General features: G+C 62.5%; 17 protein-coding genes. 5 read left to right on the forward strand and 12 right to left on the reverse strand.

Annotated features, from left to right (window positions below):
• Positions 1–111: 111 nt before the first annotated feature.
• The 3 genes from WDB91_RS00200 to WDB91_RS00210 are packed head-to-tail and all read right to left on the reverse strand — an operon-like array spanning position 112 to position 3,831.
• Positions 112–423, reverse strand: a complete 312-nt coding sequence (locus WDB91_RS00200; RefSeq protein ID WP_339113171.1) for an RNA-binding S4 domain-containing protein — start codon at positions 421–423, stop codon at positions 112–114.
• 5 nt (positions 424–428) lie between these two features.
• Positions 429–3,197: a helicase-related protein gene (locus tag WDB91_RS00205; RefSeq protein WP_339113172.1), complete on the reverse strand. Its 2,769-nt coding sequence runs from the start codon at positions 3,195–3,197 to the stop codon at positions 429–431.
• A 25-nt stretch (positions 3,198–3,222) separates the two neighbouring features.
• Positions 3,223–3,831 carry a tetratricopeptide repeat protein gene (locus WDB91_RS00210; protein ID WP_339113173.1) on the reverse strand — a complete coding sequence of 203 codons (609 nt, stop codon included), beginning with the start codon at positions 3,829–3,831 and terminating at the stop codon, positions 3,223–3,225.
• 64 nt (positions 3,832–3,895) lie between these two features.
• Here WDB91_RS00210 and WDB91_RS00215 point away from each other — a divergent pair, with 64 nt between their 5' ends.
• Both WDB91_RS00215 and WDB91_RS00220 read left to right on the forward strand, forming a co-directional pair.
• Positions 3,896–4,192 (forward strand): SCP2 sterol-binding domain-containing protein, encoded by a 297-nt coding sequence (locus WDB91_RS00215; protein ID WP_339113174.1) that lies wholly within the window; start codon positions 3,896–3,898, stop codon positions 4,190–4,192.
• Positions 4,189–5,127 (forward strand): alpha/beta hydrolase, encoded by a 939-nt coding sequence (locus WDB91_RS00220; protein WP_339113175.1) that lies wholly within the window; start codon positions 4,189–4,191, stop codon positions 5,125–5,127. The genes WDB91_RS00215 and WDB91_RS00220 overlap by 4 nt, the downstream gene beginning before the upstream one ends.
• On the opposite strand, the gene WDB91_RS00225 is transcribed toward WDB91_RS00220, so the two are convergent.
• From WDB91_RS00225 to WDB91_RS00240, 4 genes are all read right to left on the reverse strand, one after another.
• Positions 5,124–5,849, reverse strand: coding sequence for a peptidase (locus WDB91_RS00225; RefSeq protein ID WP_339113176.1), 726 nt, complete (start codon positions 5,847–5,849; stop codon positions 5,124–5,126). The genes WDB91_RS00220 and WDB91_RS00225 overlap by 4 nt on opposite strands.
• Before the next feature lie 44 nt (positions 5,850–5,893).
• Positions 5,894–6,706 carry a transglutaminase family protein gene (locus tag WDB91_RS00230; RefSeq protein WP_339113177.1) on the reverse strand — a complete coding sequence of 271 codons (813 nt, stop codon included), beginning with the start codon at positions 6,704–6,706 and terminating at the stop codon, positions 5,894–5,896.
• Complete coding sequence (locus tag WDB91_RS00235; protein WP_339113178.1) at positions 6,703–7,659, reverse strand: alpha-E domain-containing protein; 957 nt, start codon at positions 7,657–7,659, stop codon at positions 6,703–6,705. The genes WDB91_RS00230 and WDB91_RS00235 overlap by 4 nt, the downstream gene beginning before the upstream one ends.
• A gap of 64 nt (positions 7,660–7,723) precedes the next feature.
• Complete coding sequence (locus WDB91_RS00240) at positions 7,724–9,136, reverse strand: circularly permuted type 2 ATP-grasp protein (protein ID WP_339113179.1); 1,413 nt, start codon at positions 9,134–9,136, stop codon at positions 7,724–7,726.
• 390 nt (positions 9,137–9,526) lie between these two features.
• Here WDB91_RS00240 and WDB91_RS00245 point away from each other — a divergent pair, with 390 nt between their 5' ends.
• Positions 9,527–11,353: a M3 family oligoendopeptidase gene (locus tag WDB91_RS00245; RefSeq protein ID WP_339114529.1), complete on the forward strand. Its 1,827-nt coding sequence runs from the start codon at positions 9,527–9,529 to the stop codon at positions 11,351–11,353.
• A gap of 50 nt (positions 11,354–11,403) precedes the next feature.
• On the opposite strand, the gene pgeF is transcribed toward WDB91_RS00245, so the two are convergent.
• The 3 genes from pgeF to lgt form a co-directional block, all read right to left on the reverse strand.
• On the reverse strand, positions 11,404–12,177 hold the full coding sequence (gene pgeF / locus WDB91_RS00250; protein ID WP_339113180.1) for a peptidoglycan editing factor PgeF: 774 nt from the start codon (positions 12,175–12,177) through the stop codon (positions 11,404–11,406).
• A 68-nt stretch (positions 12,178–12,245) separates the two neighbouring features.
• Positions 12,246–13,271: an SAM-dependent methyltransferase gene (locus WDB91_RS00255; RefSeq protein WP_339114530.1), complete on the reverse strand. Its 1,026-nt coding sequence runs from the start codon at positions 13,269–13,271 to the stop codon at positions 12,246–12,248.
• Positions 13,272–13,321: 50 nt separating this feature from the next.
• Entirely contained in the window at positions 13,322–14,224 is a 903-nt protein-coding gene (gene lgt / locus WDB91_RS00260; RefSeq protein WP_339113181.1) for a prolipoprotein diacylglyceryl transferase, read from the reverse strand.
• A gap of 237 nt (positions 14,225–14,461) precedes the next feature.
• Here lgt and WDB91_RS00265 point away from each other — a divergent pair, with 237 nt between their 5' ends.
• The gene (locus WDB91_RS00265; protein ID WP_339113182.1) at positions 14,462–14,704 is read left to right on the forward strand and encodes an accessory factor UbiK family protein; all 243 of its coding nucleotides are present in this window, start codon (positions 14,462–14,464) and stop codon (positions 14,702–14,704) included.
• Between the two features lie 58 nt (positions 14,705–14,762).
• On the opposite strand, the gene WDB91_RS00270 is transcribed toward WDB91_RS00265, so the two are convergent.
• On the reverse strand, positions 14,763–15,182 hold the full coding sequence (locus WDB91_RS00270; RefSeq protein ID WP_339113183.1) for an NUDIX hydrolase: 420 nt from the start codon (positions 15,180–15,182) through the stop codon (positions 14,763–14,765).
• Complete coding sequence (locus tag WDB91_RS00275) at positions 15,179–15,490, reverse strand: DUF6476 family protein (RefSeq protein WP_339113184.1); 312 nt, start codon at positions 15,488–15,490, stop codon at positions 15,179–15,181. The genes WDB91_RS00270 and WDB91_RS00275 overlap by 4 nt, the downstream gene beginning before the upstream one ends.
• Between WDB91_RS00275 and WDB91_RS00280 the strand changes: the two genes are divergently transcribed.
• Positions 15,489–16,520, forward strand: coding sequence for an RluA family pseudouridine synthase (locus WDB91_RS00280; protein ID WP_339113185.1), 1,032 nt, complete (start codon positions 15,489–15,491; stop codon positions 16,518–16,520). The two genes, WDB91_RS00275 and WDB91_RS00280, sit on opposite strands and share 2 nt — an antisense overlap.
• Positions 16,521–16,527: the final 7 nt, after the last annotated feature.

Raw genomic sequence — 16,527 nt, forward strand, 5'->3', positions numbered from 1 at the left:
CCGGACATTATTGGACGTTTCAGGCTTGGTAGCCCTATGAGGGCCATGATGCAAGACGCCCCTGCCACCTAAGCCACGCATAAGACGGGACTTGTGGAAAACGCAAACAGATCAGGCGCGCTGTTCTTCCCCATCCGGACCCGACGAAACATCCGTTCCATCCAGATCGCGGTAGAGCAGACGGGCTTCCGGCGCAGGGCCGCGGCGTTCGCCGCATTCGAGCACTTCGAGCACCCGCACCCCGCCCCCCAGTGACAGGGTCAGAATAGTGCCCGGGCCGATGGACCGCCCGGGCTTGGTGATTTTCTGACCGTTGATCCGCAGTTTCCCCCCCGACACCAGAGCGGCGGCCAGCGTGCGCGTCTTTACGAACCGCGCCTGCCAGAGCCATTTGTCGATGCGGATCTGCGGACCCTCGGACATCGGACTTATTTCTTGTCCTTGAGGCTTGCGAGAATCGCGAAGGGGCTATCGGGATCCATCGGCTTTTCTTTCTTCGGCGGGCGTGCCTCGAATTTCTGGCCACCTTTGGGGGCACCTTTGCCCTTGTTACCCGGCTTGCCGCCACGGCGTTGCTCGCCATCGTTGCGACGATTGCCTTCGGAGCGGCGCTTGCCACCCTGATTGCCACGTCCCTCACCCTCACCGGCCTCGCGGCGCGGTGCACGGTTACGGGCCCGCGGCACCCATTTGAAGGTATAGAACACCTCCATCTCGGGGCCTTCGGAGGCAGAGGCTTCGGTCTCTTCGGCGACAACACTCTGTTCTTCGGGGATCGGGTTGATGGCTTCGCCCTCGGGCTTGACCTGCGGCGCGGGTGCCGCCTTGGCTTTCTCGCGCTCGCCCTTCTCGGCCTCGTAGCCCAGACCCTGCATCAGGTCCGAGAACTGCTCGAGCGTCATGCCGGTGATCGACAGCATGTCGGGATTGGCCTCGAAACCGCCACGGCTATCCTGGCTGCGCAGAAGATCGGCCAGACGTTCCAGCATGTCGATACGGATCGCGCGTGCCCCTGCGGGGCGATAGCCCGCGCGGATATAGGCGGTGCGGTCGACCGTCTCCACATTGGGGATCGTCACCAGACCCGGGGGCGGGCTTTCGGGGAAATCATCCAAACCGTCGAAGAGCGAGGCCAGAACCAGACGCAGACGGGTCGGCGCGGGCTTCAGGAGCTGGGTCTGGAAGATGGTGTATTGGCCGAAGCGCACGCCATGTTTGCGCAGGAGGCCACGCGCCTCCTGATCCAGATCCTTGACCTCGTTGGCCACATCCTCGCGCGGGAGGATGCCCATGCCCTCGACCAGACGGAACGCGAAGCCACGGGCAAGACCGGTCACACCCTCATCGCGCGACATCGACAGCAGCGGCTCGAAGAGCGCTGCCACCTTGCGGTCGATGAAATGCTGCAGGCGGCGCGTGACCTTCTCGGCCACATCGGCACCGGCCTCGTCATCGACGAAGGCCTGCACGGAGGGCTTGAGGGGATCATCGCTTTTCACCAGCTTGCCGACCGCGGTCGTGCCCCACATCAGGCCACCCTGTTCGGTGAAATCCATTTCTGTGTCGGGGGCATTATAGAACCGGTCCGCCCGCAGGCTGAATTCCGGCTTGAGTGCCTCATAGGCCGCGCGGGCCAGCATTTTCGCCTCGTCGGGGCTGGACGTGCCGTCCTGCTGGAAGCGGAACCCATCCAGACGGCCGGCGAATTCGCCTTCGACCGTCACTTCACCCTTGTCGTTCACCTCGGCCACGAGGGTCTCCTTCTGCTTGAGCCGCCGCAGCAACACACTGGTGCGCCGGTCCACAAATCGTTGGGTCAGCGCGCTATGCAACGCATCTGACAATCGGTCTTCTACAGCGCGCGTCTCCTCGCGCCAATGCAATTCGTCTTCGACCCAGCCTTTTCGCTGCGCGACATAGGTCCATGTGCGGATAAACGCCAATCGGCGCGATATGGCATCGATATCGCCATGCACCCGATCGATCCTTTCGACCTGACGTGCCAGCCAGTCGCCGGGCACACCTTTTCCGGTCTGCAAGAACTCGAAAATCCGCGCCAGAAGCGTTGCATGTTCCATTTCGGAAATCGAGCGGAAATCCGGAATACGGCAAACATCCCACAATAGCCGCACATCTTTTGGGCTGGTGACGCGGTCGATCACCTCGGGCATCGCGGTCAGCGTTTTGAGCGCGCGCAGGTCATCCGCCTCGCGGCCCCGTGTCAGGCGCTCGTGCTGGGGCTGCATCTCGAGCGAGGCGATCAGCCAGTCGGTCGTGCCGAATTCCAGCTTGGAATTGCGCCATTGCAGCCGGTCGAGCGGCGCGAAACGGTGGTTTTCCACCGCCTCGACCACGCCCTCCTCGAAAGGCCGCGCCTCACCGGTCACACCGAAAGTGCCATCGGTCTTGTAGCGCCCTGCCCTTCCTGCGATCTGGCCGATCTCGTAGGGAAAGAGCGAGCGCATCCGGCGGCCATCGAATTTCACCGTCGAGGAAAAGGCCACATGGTCGATATCGAGGTTCAGACCCATGCCGATCGCATCGGTCGCCACCAGATAATCGACATCGCCATTTTGATACATGGCAACCTGCGCGTTACGGGTGCGCGGGCTCAGCGCCCCCATCACCACCGCACAGCCGCCCTTCTGGCGACGCAGCAGTTCGGCGATGGCATAGACGTTATCTACCGAAAAACCCACGATCGCCGAGCGCGGCGGCATCCGCGAGGTCTTCTTGGAGCCCGAATAGGTCAGGTTCGAAAATCGCTCGCGGCGGGTGAACTGCACCCGGTCCACCAGCGCGGCAATCGCGCCCTTCATGGTCTCCGAGCCCAGCAGAAGCGTCTCGTGCAGACCCCGCGCATTCAGCAGCCGGTCGGTAAAGACATGCCCCCGCTCCGGATCGCCACAAAGCTGGATCTCGTCGAGCGCCAGAAAATCCACGCCCATATTGTCGGGCATGGCCTCAGTCGTGCAGACCCAATACTGGGTGCGCTCGGGCACGATGCGCTCCTCGCCTGTCACCAGCGCCACAACGGAGGGGCCGCGCATGGCCACGATCCGGTCATAGACCTCGCGCGCCAGAAGGCGCAAAGGCAGACCTATCATGCCGGTGCGGTGGCCCAGCATACGTTCGATGGCATAATGCGTTTTGCCGGTATTGGTCGGCCCAAGGACCGCGGTCACTCGCCCAGACATAGTTCCTTTCGCGCAGGGGGCAGCTTCAAAGAGGCGTGCCACCCAGCATTTTTTCAAGCCGGTCGATTGCGTCTTTCACATCCTGCTGATGCGGATTCAAGCCGAAAGAGGCCTGATAGGCCTTCAGCGCACGCTTATTATCACCGGTTTCCTCGAGGATCATGCCAATTCCCGCCAAAGCGACCCATTGGCGCGGCTCGAGCCGCAATGTCTGCGCCAGATCGGAGATTGCCGGACCATAGAGCCCCGCCATGTAATATGCCTGCGCGCGCGTATTCCAGCCCTCGGCGAAATCGGGCGCATGGTCGGTCAGCGCGGTCAGATGTTCGATCGCGGCCTCGGTATCGCCCTGATCGAGCGCATCCTCGCCGCGCTTCAGCAGCAGATCCATCGCCGCCGATCCCGAACGCGACCAGGCCCGCTCTATATCGGATTGCGCACGCGCCCATGCGGCATTGTCAGGATCGGCCAGCTCGCTGAAAGCGCCATCCACCGACGAATCGGCATGCTGCTGGGCGGGTTGGCTGGCCGATTGCGCCCAGACACTCCCCGAAATCAGGCAAATAGCCGCCGCGCCGCCAAAAAGCCGCCGCAAAGAAACGAAAAATTTGTCTGTCCATTGGATCGTGCTCATGGTGAAAGAGTACCTGAAACGCGTTCGAAATCGAGCCTGAAAATATCACAATTCGGAGCACCCTATGAGCAAAGTCATTGCCGCCGCCGTCGAAGCCCTTGAAAAGCGTCTTCCCGAAGGGTTTCCACAGGTCGCGAAATTCGTGATCCATGACGAAGGCGCGATCATTGTGGACCCGAATGGCGTGCGCGCAGGCGGGATCGACACGCCGTCCGAGGTGACGCTGAGCGCCACGCGTGACACGTTCGAAGGCCTGCTGGGCGGCACCGTGAACCCGATGAGCGCCTATATGACCGGCAAGCTGAAGCTCGACGGACCGATGGGGCTGGCGATGCAGCTGGGGCAGGCCTTAGCGAAATGATCCCCGCCCCCTTCCATGCCGATCTGGCCCGCGGGCCCGAAGGCGGACAAGCCTTCTGGCTGGAGACGGCGGACGGAGTGCGCATCCGGCTCGGCCTGTGGCGCGGCCCGCAGCATCCGCGCGGCACCGTTTTCCTGTTGCCCGGCCGGACCGAATATATCGAAAAATACGGACCTGCCGCAGGTGATTTCGAGGCGCGCGGCTTTGCCATGCTGACCGTGGACTGGCGCGGACAGGGGCTGGCCGACCGCGCACTGGACAACCGGATGAAGGGCCATGTGACGCATTTCGACGCCTTCCAGACCGATCTCGACGAGGTTCTCGAGGCCGCGCATGCGCTGGACCTGCCGCGCCCCTGGTTCGTGGTCGGACATTCGATGGGCGGCACCATCGCGCTGCGCCGGTTGCTCGATGGCAGCCCCTTCGCGGCCTGCGCCTTCTCGGGGCCGATGTTCGGCATCAAACTCCCGCCACCCGTGGCGCTGATCCGCAAACCGCTCGCCAATCTGATCCGCCAGCTCAGGATCACCGGCCTATTCCCTCCCGGAATGGGACCTGCCTGCTATGTGCTGAACACGGAATTCGAGGATAACCTACTGACCAAGGACCGCGACATGTGGGCGTTTTTGGTCGAGCATGCCGCCCGCGTGCCCGAACTGTCCCTGGGAGGACCGACCCTTGGCTGGGCGGCGGAAGGCGTGCTGGAATGCGACCGTCTGGCCCAACGCCCCTCGCCCGATCTGCATTGCTACTGTTCGGTCGGCACCGACGAGCGCGTCATCGATATCGCTGCGGTCGATCACCGCATGCGTGGCTGGCGCAAGGGCACGCTCGACTGGATCGACGGGGCCGAGCACGAGGTCATGATGGATACGCCCGAGCGGCGCAAGCGGTTCTTTGACGGCTGTGTCGGGGCGTTCGGGAAAGCCCTTTAGATCTTGATCTCGGAAAATCCGTCACGCAGCACATCCGACCATGCCTGCGACATGGCCATGAACTGCGGGTCCTGTGCCTCGATACGGGTAGTCTCGCTCACCGCGAGATCGCCATCGCGGATAACGGCAAGATCAAGCGGCATCCCCACCGACAGATTCGAGCGCAGGGTCGAATCCATCGACAGCAGAACCGCCTTCTTGGCATCTTCCAGCGGTGTGGTTTTCTGCACCACACGGTCGAGGATCGGCTTGCCGTATTTATGCTCGCCGATCTGCAGGAACGGCGTGTCCTCCGTCGCCTCGATAAAATTGCCCTCGGGATAGACGAGGAACATCCGCATCGCGCCGTTCTGACGCTGCCCTGCCACGATCATCGACGCCGAGGTCGACACCTGGCTCATTTCCATCTTGGCATTGATCGAGCTGCGCACCCGCGCCAGCGTCGCCCCGATGATCTCGGCAACTTTCAGCATGGTGGGCGCCAGCATGATCGAGGTCTCGGCGGTGGCCTCGGGGTCTTCGATCGCTTCGCGCAGCTGGGCGATCGTGGTCTGGGTGACCGACAGCGAGCCCGCCGTCATGACCGTTATGACCCGTTCGCCCTTCGCCTCGAAGGTGAACATCTTCTTATAGGTCGAGATGTTATCCAATCCGGCATTGGTCCGCGTATCGGACAACAATACCATTCCGGCATCCAGCAACAGTCCGACGCAATAGGTCATTCTTATCCTCGGGCGATTCGTTGAGCACTCATTACATCGCCGATTTATTGCTGGACGCTTTCCAGAGCAACGGAAACCTTCATGCGCTCCTCGCCCATACCCTGTGCAATCCCGCGGATCGGTGCCGCATCCTGCGCGTCAAGCCCCGAACCGATACGAATATAGCGCGCATCCGGACAGCAGCGATTGGCCGGATCGAACCCGACCCAGCCGTAATTCTCCACAAACAGCTCGGCCCATGCGTGGCTGGCCTCGTCGCGCTCGCCCTCACCCTCGCCAAAGAGATAGCCCGTCACATAGCGCGCGGGCACATCCAGCGCGCGCGCCATGGTGATCAGCACATGCGCCTGATCCTGACATACGCCCTTCTTGCGATACAGCGCCTCGGAGGCGGTGGTTCTGGCCTCGGTCTCGCCGGACTGGTATTCGACCTCGTCGGCCGTCAGACGGCATAGGCGGTGCGCCTGCTCCAGAGGCTCTTCCTTGCCCGTCACGCCCTTGGCGGCCAGCGCCGAGAGCGTGCCGTCGTCATGGGTCAGAGCGGTCTCGCGCAGATAGGCCAGAGGGTTGATCGTTTCGCGATGGCCGCGCAGCATGCCCGCCGTATCGGCCGTCTCGACACGGCCCCGCACGGTGATGCGCAGCTGCTCGAGAGGCCCGCGCACGGACCAGCCCTCGATCCTGTCACCCGCCCCGTCACGGAAGGCGCCGCCAAGGACGCCCCCCTGCACGGCCACATCCCAGTCGATGACCCGCTGCCCGTCATGGCGCGAGGCAAAGAGCCTGAGCGACTGAACGGAGCTGCGCATGGGCGCATCGTAATCGTAAATCGTTACATGGTTGACGGTCAGGATCATCTTGCCTCACCCGATAGATAGGTCTCGAACACGGTCGAGGTCAGGCCGGAGACCTCGCCGATGAAGCGGGTCAGGAACTCGTGCAGCCCCTCGTCGAAAATATCCTCGACCTCGGCTTTCTGCAGCTCGCCCAGAAGCGCGCGGGCCCGCATCTGCGGCAGCCCCGATTTGCGGTAGTCGCGGGCAAGGCATTCCAGATGGTAGGTCACCTTCTCGGCGGCCGTGATCAGCGAGCGCGGGCTCTGCGGATTGAGGATCAGGAAATGCGCGATCTTGCGCGCCGTCAGCTCGCCGCCATAGGCGAAATGGAAGGCGCGATGCGCCTGCAGCGTGCGCAGCAGTGTGTGCCACTGATAACTATCGAGCTCAGATCCCACAAAATCGAGCGACGGCAGCAGAACGTAATATTTCACATCCAGAAGCCGCGCGGTGTTATCGGCCCGCTCCAGCGCGAAACCGATATTGAGGAAATGGTAGCCGTCATTATGCAGAAGCGTCGAATCGATGGCCCCACGCACCATGGTCGACTGGCGCGAGACCCATTCGGTCAGGTCGGTCAGTTCCAGCTCGGAGCGCGGTCGGCGTTCAAGCTGGCGCAACTCCTGAAAGGCCATGTTCAGCACGTCCCAGAGCTGGCCCGAGATCGCGGTGCGCACGATCCGCGCATTTTCGCGAGCCCGCTCGATACAGGAAATCACGGAAGACGGGTTGTCACGATCGAAGAACATATAGCTCTCGATATTGCGCTGCACCGGATCGCCATATTTATCGGCAAAGCCGTCAGCGGTGCCCGAGGCCTGTAAAAGGCTCTCCCACTCGCTGCGATAGCCATCGCCATTGGCCTGCGGGATCATGGTGATCCGCGCGCCCACTTCCAGAAGGCGGGCCATGGTCTCCGCCCGCTCGATATAGCGGGCAATCCAGAACAGGTTTTCGGCGGTCCGGCTCAGCATGCCACCTCTCCTCTCGAAACGGGTGGCAATTCCGGCGTAATTGTCTCTCGGCATGGCTTCCCCCTCATTCCGCCAGAACCCAAGTGTCTTTAACGCCCCCGCCTTGCGAGGAATTCACCACCAAAGAGCCTTCGGTCAGCGCAACGCGCGTCAGACCTCCGGGAACAAGTTCAATCTTCTCACCCACCAGACAGTAGGGCCGCAAATCCACATGGCGCGGAGCCACGCCCTCGTTGACAAAGGTCGGCGTCGTCGAGAGCGCCAGCGTCGGCTGGGCAATGTAATTCTCGGGATCTTCCTCGATCTTGCGACGGAAGATCTCGATCTGCTCCTTCGTGGATTTCGGGCCGACCAGCATGCCGTAGCCGCCCGAGCCATGGACCTCTTTGACCACCAGTTCCGGCAGGTTGGAGAGCACATATTTCAGATCGTCCGTTTTGGCGCATTGCCATGTGGGCACGTTCTGCAGGATCGGCTCCTCGCCCAGATAGAAGCGGATCATCTCGGGCACGAATGTATAGACGGCCTTGTCATCGGCCACACCTGCACCGGGCGCCGAGCAGATACTGACACCGCCCGAACGGTAGCAATCCATCAGGCCGGGCACGCCCAGCATGGAATCGGGACGGAAGCAGAGCGGATCAAGGAAAGCATCATCGATCCGGCGGTAGATTACATCTACCTTCTTGGGGCCCTCGGTCGTGCGCATCCACACGAACCCGCCCTCGCAGAAGAGATCGGGCCCCTCGACCAGTTCGACCCCCATCAGATCGGCAAGGAAGCTATGCTCGTAATAGGCCGAATTGTAATGGCCGGGCGTCAGGATCGCGATGGTCGGGTCCTTGTCGCATTTGGCAGGCGCCACGGAGGCCAGCGTGCGCCTGAGCGCCTCGGCATAGCCATCGACCGGCTCGATCCGGTTCTCGTGGAACAGCTTGGGGAACATCCGCATCATGATCTCGCGGTTCTCCAGCATGTAGCTGACCCCCGAGGGCGTGCGGCAGTTATCCTCCAGAACGTAGAAATCCTCGGGGCCGGTGCGCACTAGATCGATGCCCACGATATGGCTGTAGATCCCCATGGCGGGTGTGAAGCCCATCACCGCGCGCTCGAAGGCCTCGTTCTGATAGACAAGCTTGGCAGGGATCTTGCCCGCCTTCACGATCTCGGCCTTGTTATAGACATCCTTGAGAAAGGCGTTCAGCGCACGGGCGCGCTGCTTGATGCCGGCCTCCAGCTTGCGCCATTCCTTCTGCGTAAAGACACGCGGGAACATATCGAAAGGGATCAGCCGGTCGGGGTCGCCGCCTTCACCATAAACGGCGAAGGTAATGCCGATGCGGCGGAAGAGCTGCTCGGCTTCGGCCTGCTTCATCTGGCGCAACTCGGCAGGCATGGAATTGGTCCATCCCTCTAGCCGCGCATAGGGCTCTCGCACCGAGCCTCCATCATACATCTCATTGAAATGTTGGATCATTGCGCCTCGACTCCTTCACCTCTTAAGGGAAGATTAGGCAACGCATTCACCAAGGGGAAGCGAACCAGTCCCTGCGGCCGTCTTTCTGCTTTGAAAAATGTCGTAAAATTAGACCTATGCTTATAATTTAAGCAATCCCTCCGGGTTCCCCCCGACGCCCATCGCCGAAGCAACATCGCACACTCCCCAGCGCAAAACTCGACATCTTGCACTTATTTTTTGATCGTTATGAATATAATAATTTGGGCATTTCCGCAGAATGGCAAGCGCGGCGCATAAAAAATTGTAGGAAGTATGACATTGTGGTCAATTCCCCGATGTCCCGCCGCTGCCCCTTCCCCTCGCTGCCCATGCAGCCTATCTCTTGGGAGACACGGAAAAGAGGACATGATGACACTTCATCTCAAAACCCCCGTCATGGATGCGAATGCCACCGCAGGGACCGGCAAGTTCGGCGCCCTGCCCGAATGGGACCTGAGCGACCTCTATCCCGCACCGGATAGCCCCGAATATGCCGCCGATATGGCCAAGGTCGAAAAGGACTGCGCGAGTTTCGCCGCCGATTATGAGGGCAAACTGGCCGCACTTTCGGGCGCGGAAATGGCCGAGTGTATCCGCCGCTACGAAGAGATCGAGACCACTGCCGGACGTATCATGTCCTATGTCGGCCTACGCTATTACCAGAACACGGTCGATCCCGATCGCGCCAAGATGATGTCGGACGCGCAGGACAAGATCACCGCCTACACCACGCCTCTGGTGTTCTTCAGCCTCGAGTTCAACCGCATCGAGGACGAGACCTACAAGGCACAATTCGCCGATGCCGGCGCCGCGCGCTATAAGCCGGTTTTTGACCGTATGCGGGCGATGAAACCCTATCAGCTCTCGGACGAGCTGGAGAAATTCCTGCATGACCAGTCGGTTGTGGGATCGGCTGCGTGGAACCGCCTGTTTGACGAGACCACCGCCGCGCTGGAATTCACGGTGAATGGTGAGGCGCTGAACCTCGAATCGACCACCACGCTTCTGGCCGATCATGATCGGGCCACCCGCGAGGCGGCCGCGCGCGAGCTGGCGCGTGTGTTCGGTGCCAATATCAAGCTCTTCGCCCGTGTGCACAACACGCTGGCCAAAGAGAAGGAGATCGAGGACCGCTGGCGCAAGATGCCGTCGGCCCAGGCCGCGCGTCATCTCTCCAACCATGTCGAACCCGAGGTCGTCGAGGCGCTGCGTAACGCGGTTGTGGCCGCCTATCCCAAGCTCTCGCACCGTTATTATGCGCTCAAGGCCAAATGGATGGGCCTCGACAAACTGCAGGTCTGGGACCGTAACGCGCCCTTGCCGATCGAGGCTCCGCGCGATGTGCAATGGTCCGAGGCCCGCGCGATTGTCGATGAGGCCTACGGCGCCTTCGACCCGCGCATGGCCGAGCTCGCCAAGCCCTTCTTCGAGCGCGGCTGGATTGATGCCGGCGTCAAACCGGGCAAGGCTCCGGGGGCGTTCGCGCATCCGACGGTGACCACCGTCCACCCCTATGTGATGCTCAACTACCTCGGCAAACCGCGCGATGTGATGACGCTGGCCCATGAGCTGGGCCATGGCGTGCACCAATGTCTGGCCGCCGGTCAGGGCGAGATGCTGGCTTCGACGCCGCTCACATTGGCCGAGACGGCCTCGGTCTTCGGCGAGATGCTGACCTTCCGCAAGATGCTCGAAAAGGCCAAAACGCCTGCCGAGCGCAAAGTGCTGCTGGCTGGCAAGGTCGAGGACATGATCAACACGGTCGTGCGCCAGATCGCCTTCTATGATTTCGAGTGCAAGCTCCACGCCGCGCGGCGCGAGGGCGAGATGACGCCCGACCAGATCAACGCGCTGTGGATGTCGGTGCAGGGCGAGTCGCTCGGTCCGGCCTTCGAGTTCATGGACGGATACGAGACCTTCTGGACCTATATCCCCCATTTCGTCCACTCGCCCTTCTATGTTTATGCCTATGCCTTTGGCGACGGGCTGGTGAACGCGCTTTACGCCACCTATGAGGGCGGGCTTGACGGCTTCCAGGAGAAATATTTCGACATGCTCAAGGCGGGCGGCTCGAAACATCACAAGGAGCTGCTGGCCCCCTTCGGCCTCGACGCCTCGGACCCTGCCTTCTGGGACAAGGGCCTGTCGATGATCGCGGGCTTCATCGACGAGCTGGAAGCGATGGAAGAAGCCTGAAACTCAAAAGCCGCCCCAAGGGGCGGCTTTTTCTTTGAGCCTGCAAACGGTTACAGGCGGATCGTCGAGATAAGCCGCCCGTAATCGGCCTCTTTGGCATGGGTGGTGCGGCGGAAGGAATAGAAGCGGTCCGGCTCGGCATAGGTGCAGCGCCCGATCCATTCGGCCTGCCCCACGCCCGCGTCGCGCAGCCGCTGAAGCCCGAAGGACGGCAGATCGAACATCGGGCGGCCATTGGGACCACCGGCGAAGAAGCGGCTATAGGCAGGATCTTTCATCAGGAAGGTCTCCATGAACTCCTCGCCCACCTCATAGGCCGCCTGACTGATGCAGGGCCCGATCACCGCGCAGATGCGTCCGCGCTCGGCGCCAAGGGTCTCCATCGCCTCTACGGTCGCCTCCAGCACCCCGCCCAAAGCGCCTTTCCAACCCGCATGGGCGGCGCCGATCACGCCGGCCTCGGGGTCGGAAAACAGCACAGGCTGGCAATCCGCCGTCAACACCGACAGCACCACACCGGGCGTTTTTGTCACCAGCCCGTCAGCTTCCGGTGCGGGCTGCGCGGGATCTTCAACCACGGCAGCCAGTGCCGAATGGACCTGCCGCATCGAGGCGAGCTGGGCGGGCTCGGCCTCCATTGCCTCGGCCACACGCGCACGGTTCACCTCGACCGCCGAACTCAGATCGCTCGAGGCCACACCACAATTGAGCCCCGAGAAAATCCCCGAGGACGCCCCGCCCTTTCGGGTAAAGAAGCCATGCCGGACGGGGCGCAGCAATGGGGACGTCAGGATTTCGAGCGTGGTGGCCATCGTATCTGTCATCTTCTTCAGCTTCTATTGGAACTCGGACATACAAACCCCGCCCTCGGGCGGCAGGCTTTACCGGCAGATCATCCGGCGGGCGCAAATCCCGGCGGCATCGGCGCGCCCTGCGGGACAAAGGCAAGCGCCTTGAACAGCTGACCCATTTCAGAGGGGTGGGTCAAGCGGCGATGCGCGGCAATATGGTCCTCGAGCGCCGCGTCACTCAGCTTCCCCGCCAATGCCTGTGCCCGCTGGGTGATGCCGAGACGTTCCAGCAGCACGCCCTGCGCCGTCATCTCGCTGACCGCCAAACCTGCCGCAACGGCCGCCTGTGCCAGAGGCTCGAAATCCACATGCGCGGTCAGATCCGCCTGACCCGGACAGGCGAAGGGATCAACCGGCTCATGCTTCTCAAGCGCTTGAAATGTATCGCCCAAACTACGCCAGCCGCCGTAATCGACAAAGATCGCCATGCCGCCATGCCGCACCCGCGCGGCCACCGCCTCGACCACGGGCACGGCCTGCGGACAGATCTCGACGATATCGCCCGGACGGGTCAGGGCAAAACGCGGCTCGAGCAGCGCAAGGCGGGTCGCGGGCGAAAGCCCCGCGCGCAGGGTATCGTCCTCGGCCCCGACCTGCGTCTCGGCCCAGCCCGTCTCGGTGCGCGTAAACTGCCGGATCGGCAGGGCATCGATGAATTCATTGGCCACGAAAAAGAGAGGCGCCGTTTCGGGAAGGTCTTCGACCCTCTCGCACCACGTCACCTGATGGTGCTCGAGCGTTTTCGCCTGCACCTCGCGCAGGGTGGGTGAGGCCTCGACCAGATGGATATCGGCGGCCTCCAGCATCCCCGGCACACGGGCCAGAACCCGCAGGATATCGGCCATCAGTGTGCCGCGTCCCGGTCCCGCCTCGGCCAGCGTGAAACACGCAGGCGCCCCCTGATCCATCCAGACCTGCGCCAGACACAGGCCCAGCATCTCGCCAAAAAGCTGACTGATCTCGGGCGCGGTAATGAAATCGCCCGCCTGCCCGAAAGGATCACGGGTCGCGTAATAGCCCGCCTGCGGGTCCAGAAGACAGGCCGCCATATAGTGATCGAGCCGCATCGGACCATCCGCACGGATCGCCGCAAGCAGCCGCGATTTCAGATCCCCGCTCACGCAGTCCCCACCTTGGGCCTGCGCAGCGCCCGTATCAGGATTGCGAGCCCGATGATGATCATCGGCAGCGACAGGACCTGCCCCATCGACAGACCGAACTGGCCCAGTTGCACCACATAGCCCATCGGGTTGGTGGCGGTCACGAATTGCGGATCGGCCTGACGGAACAGTTCGACAAAGGCACGCGAAAGGCCATAGCCCATCAGGAAGATGCCAAAGGCCGCCCCCGGACGGCGCAACAGCCCGCGCGAGACCAGCACCCACAGAAGCAGCCCCAGCACGATCCCTTCAAGGCCGCCTTCATAAAGCTGCGAGGGGTGACGGGCGCACATGCCGTCCACCTGTCCCGCGATCCCCAGACAGGTCTGCGCGGCCTCCCCCGGAAAGATCACGCCCCATGGCACATCGGTCGGATGCCCCCAGAGTTCGGGCTTGATGAAATTGGCGATCCGGCCCAACAGAAGCCCGATCGGTGCCACCACCGCGGCGGCATCCCCCACCGACCAGACTGGCAGGTTATGGCGGCGACAATAGAACCAGACCGCGATCACGGTGCCGAGGAACCCGCCATGGAAGGACATACCCCCCTTCCACACCATCACGATTTCAAGCGGGTGGCTCAGATACCATGCGGGTTCGTAAAACAGCACAAAGCCCAGCCGTCCACCGAGAATGACCCCCACGATCACCCATGTCAGCAGGTCTTCCACCTGTTTGGCGGGCATCGGCGCCTGACCGCCCCAGAGGGTTGGCGCCTTCATCAGACGCATGATGATGAACCACCCCGCCAACAGCCCCGCGATATAGGCCAGCGCATACCAGCGGATAGGCAGATCCAGCACCGGTATGACAAAGGCATTCGGGTCGATCTGCGGAAATGCAATCGCCAGTGGCAGCATCGGGCTGTCTCCTTGGAAGGGCCGCGAACGGGGCCGTGAAATCGTTGTCGCGCGATGGCCGGAGAAAGCCTTCCCCGCCACCGGAAGTCAAGCCGTGGAGGCGGCAATCTGGCGGCCCGCACTGGCTTGTCAGGGAGCGGGCCGCACTGCGGCGCCGCGCTCGGGACTTGTCAGCGGGGGTGCAAACCCTCATATATGAGGCAACTGAAAGCCCTAGCCCGAGGATGGGAAGAGATCATGACCGCGCCCAACAAACTCTTTGACGAGATGTCCAAGCTGATGACCAATGCAATGGGTGTTGCTCAAGGCGCCCGCACCGAGGCCGAGACGGCGATGAAATCGTGGATGGACCGCTGGCTGGCCGAACGCGACTTCGTGACCCGTGAGGAATTCGATGCTGTCAAAGCGATGGCCACCAAGGCCCGTGAGGAGAACGAGGCACTCAAAGCCCGTCTGGACGCGCTCGAAACCAAGGGCTGAGCCACGCGCTGCATGAGTCAAAAAGGGGGCCATGTGCCCCCTTTTTCATGGCCGTGTTTCATCCCCGTGCGGCCCGCGCCTTTTGCAAAAGCGTGGTCACGCCCGCACTCATCGCCAATGCACCGGCCTCGATCTCGGCAAAAGGCACCATCCGCGCCTCCATCGCATCATCGCCCGCCACGGGCTGCGGGTCATCGGCACGGCAGGCGATCGCCACCAAATAGTAATGCCATGCCACAGCGCCCGCCGCGTCCCGCGTGATGAAATCACCCGCATCGATTTGCGACCCTGCCCGCGCCACAACGCCGGTTTCCTCCCGAAGCTCGCGCGTTGCTGCCTGAGCCACCGTCTCGCCCCAATCGACCTTCCCGCCCGGAAACCCCCAGAGCCCCGCATCGGGCGGGTTACGGCGGCGCACCAGAAGCGCATGGGTCTGGGTGAGACAGACCGCGAGAACGCCCAGCCGCGGCTCGGTCATGGGGCGCTCAGCCGCGTCTGGCCGGTGAGGCGCCCCGATACCGAATAGGCCAGAACACGACCATCCTCGGTCACCACGATGATCCGGTCGGGCTGCATCGTGACCGAGGCCGCCTTGGTCCCTTCGGGCAGTGAAATCGTCTCTGGCAGGGTCAGCTTATTCTCGCTCGGTTGATTGAAGCGGATGACAAGCAGCGTCACGATGGTTAGAAGGCCCGCAATCATGGTGACGGCAAGGGCTGTCACCAGCCATTTGAGAAAGCGCAGCTCTGGCAAGGGCGCGTCGGGATCGGAGATCGGATCGGACATGGAACAGCGTATCCTTCGCATCGAAATCGGGGAAGAGCCCCCTGCCGACCGTCTTGATAAGGCTTTGAGCGCACTTGTGCCAGAAGAAGAAAACCTCTCGCGTTCGCGGTTGGCGAAACTGATCGCCGATGGCGCGGTCACCCGCGAGGGCGTGGCGGTGACCGAACAGAAGACCAAGGTCGCGGCAGGCGAGGTCTACGAGATCACCGTGGAGGCCTCGCGCGAGGTCGAGACCGTGGCGCAGAAGATCGATCTGGAGATCCTGTGGGAAGATGACGATCTGATCGTCATCAACAAGCCCGCCGGCATGGTGGTCCACCCCGCCCCCGGCACGCCCGATGGCACGCTGGTCAATGCGCTTTTGCACCATTTCGGTGGCAATCTGTCGGGGATTGGCGGCGAGAAGCGCCCGGGTATCGTGCACCGGATCGACAAGGAGACCTCGGGCCTCCTCGTGGTGGCGAAATCGGATGCCGCCCATCACGGGCTCGCCAAGCAGTTCGAGAAGCATACCGTGCACCGCCACTATATGGCCGTGTGTCACGGGGTGCCCTCGGCGGCCGATCCGCGCCTGCGCGGCACCAAGGGTGTGAATTTCGAACAGGGCGGCGTGCTCAAGATCACCTCCCAGCTCGCGCGCCACAAAACCGACCGCCAGAAACAGGCTGTATGCTTTGACGGCGGGCGCCATGCGGTAACGCGGGCACGCACGGTCGAGGACCTACAGGGCGTTGCCGCGCTGATCGATTGCTGGCTCGAGACGGGGCGCACCCACCAGATCCGTGTGCATATGGCGCATGCGGGCCACGGGCTGATCGGCGATCCGGTCTATGGCGGGCGGCGCAAGCTGCCGAAATCGCTGGGCGAGGCAGCCATCGATGCGGCGGCGAATTTCCCGCGTCAGGCGCTGCATGCCGCCACCTTGGGCTTTGTCCATCCGGTGACGGGCGAGGAGCTGGAATTTTCTTCGCCGCTGCCCGATGACATGGAACAGCTACTGACCGCGCTCCGCGGAAATGTTTCAATCTGAACCGATT

It is taken from the genome of Thioclava sp. GXIMD2076 (assembly GCF_037949795.1).
Taxonomy (GTDB): Bacteria; Pseudomonadota; Alphaproteobacteria; order Rhodobacterales; family Rhodobacteraceae; genus Thioclava; species Thioclava kandeliae.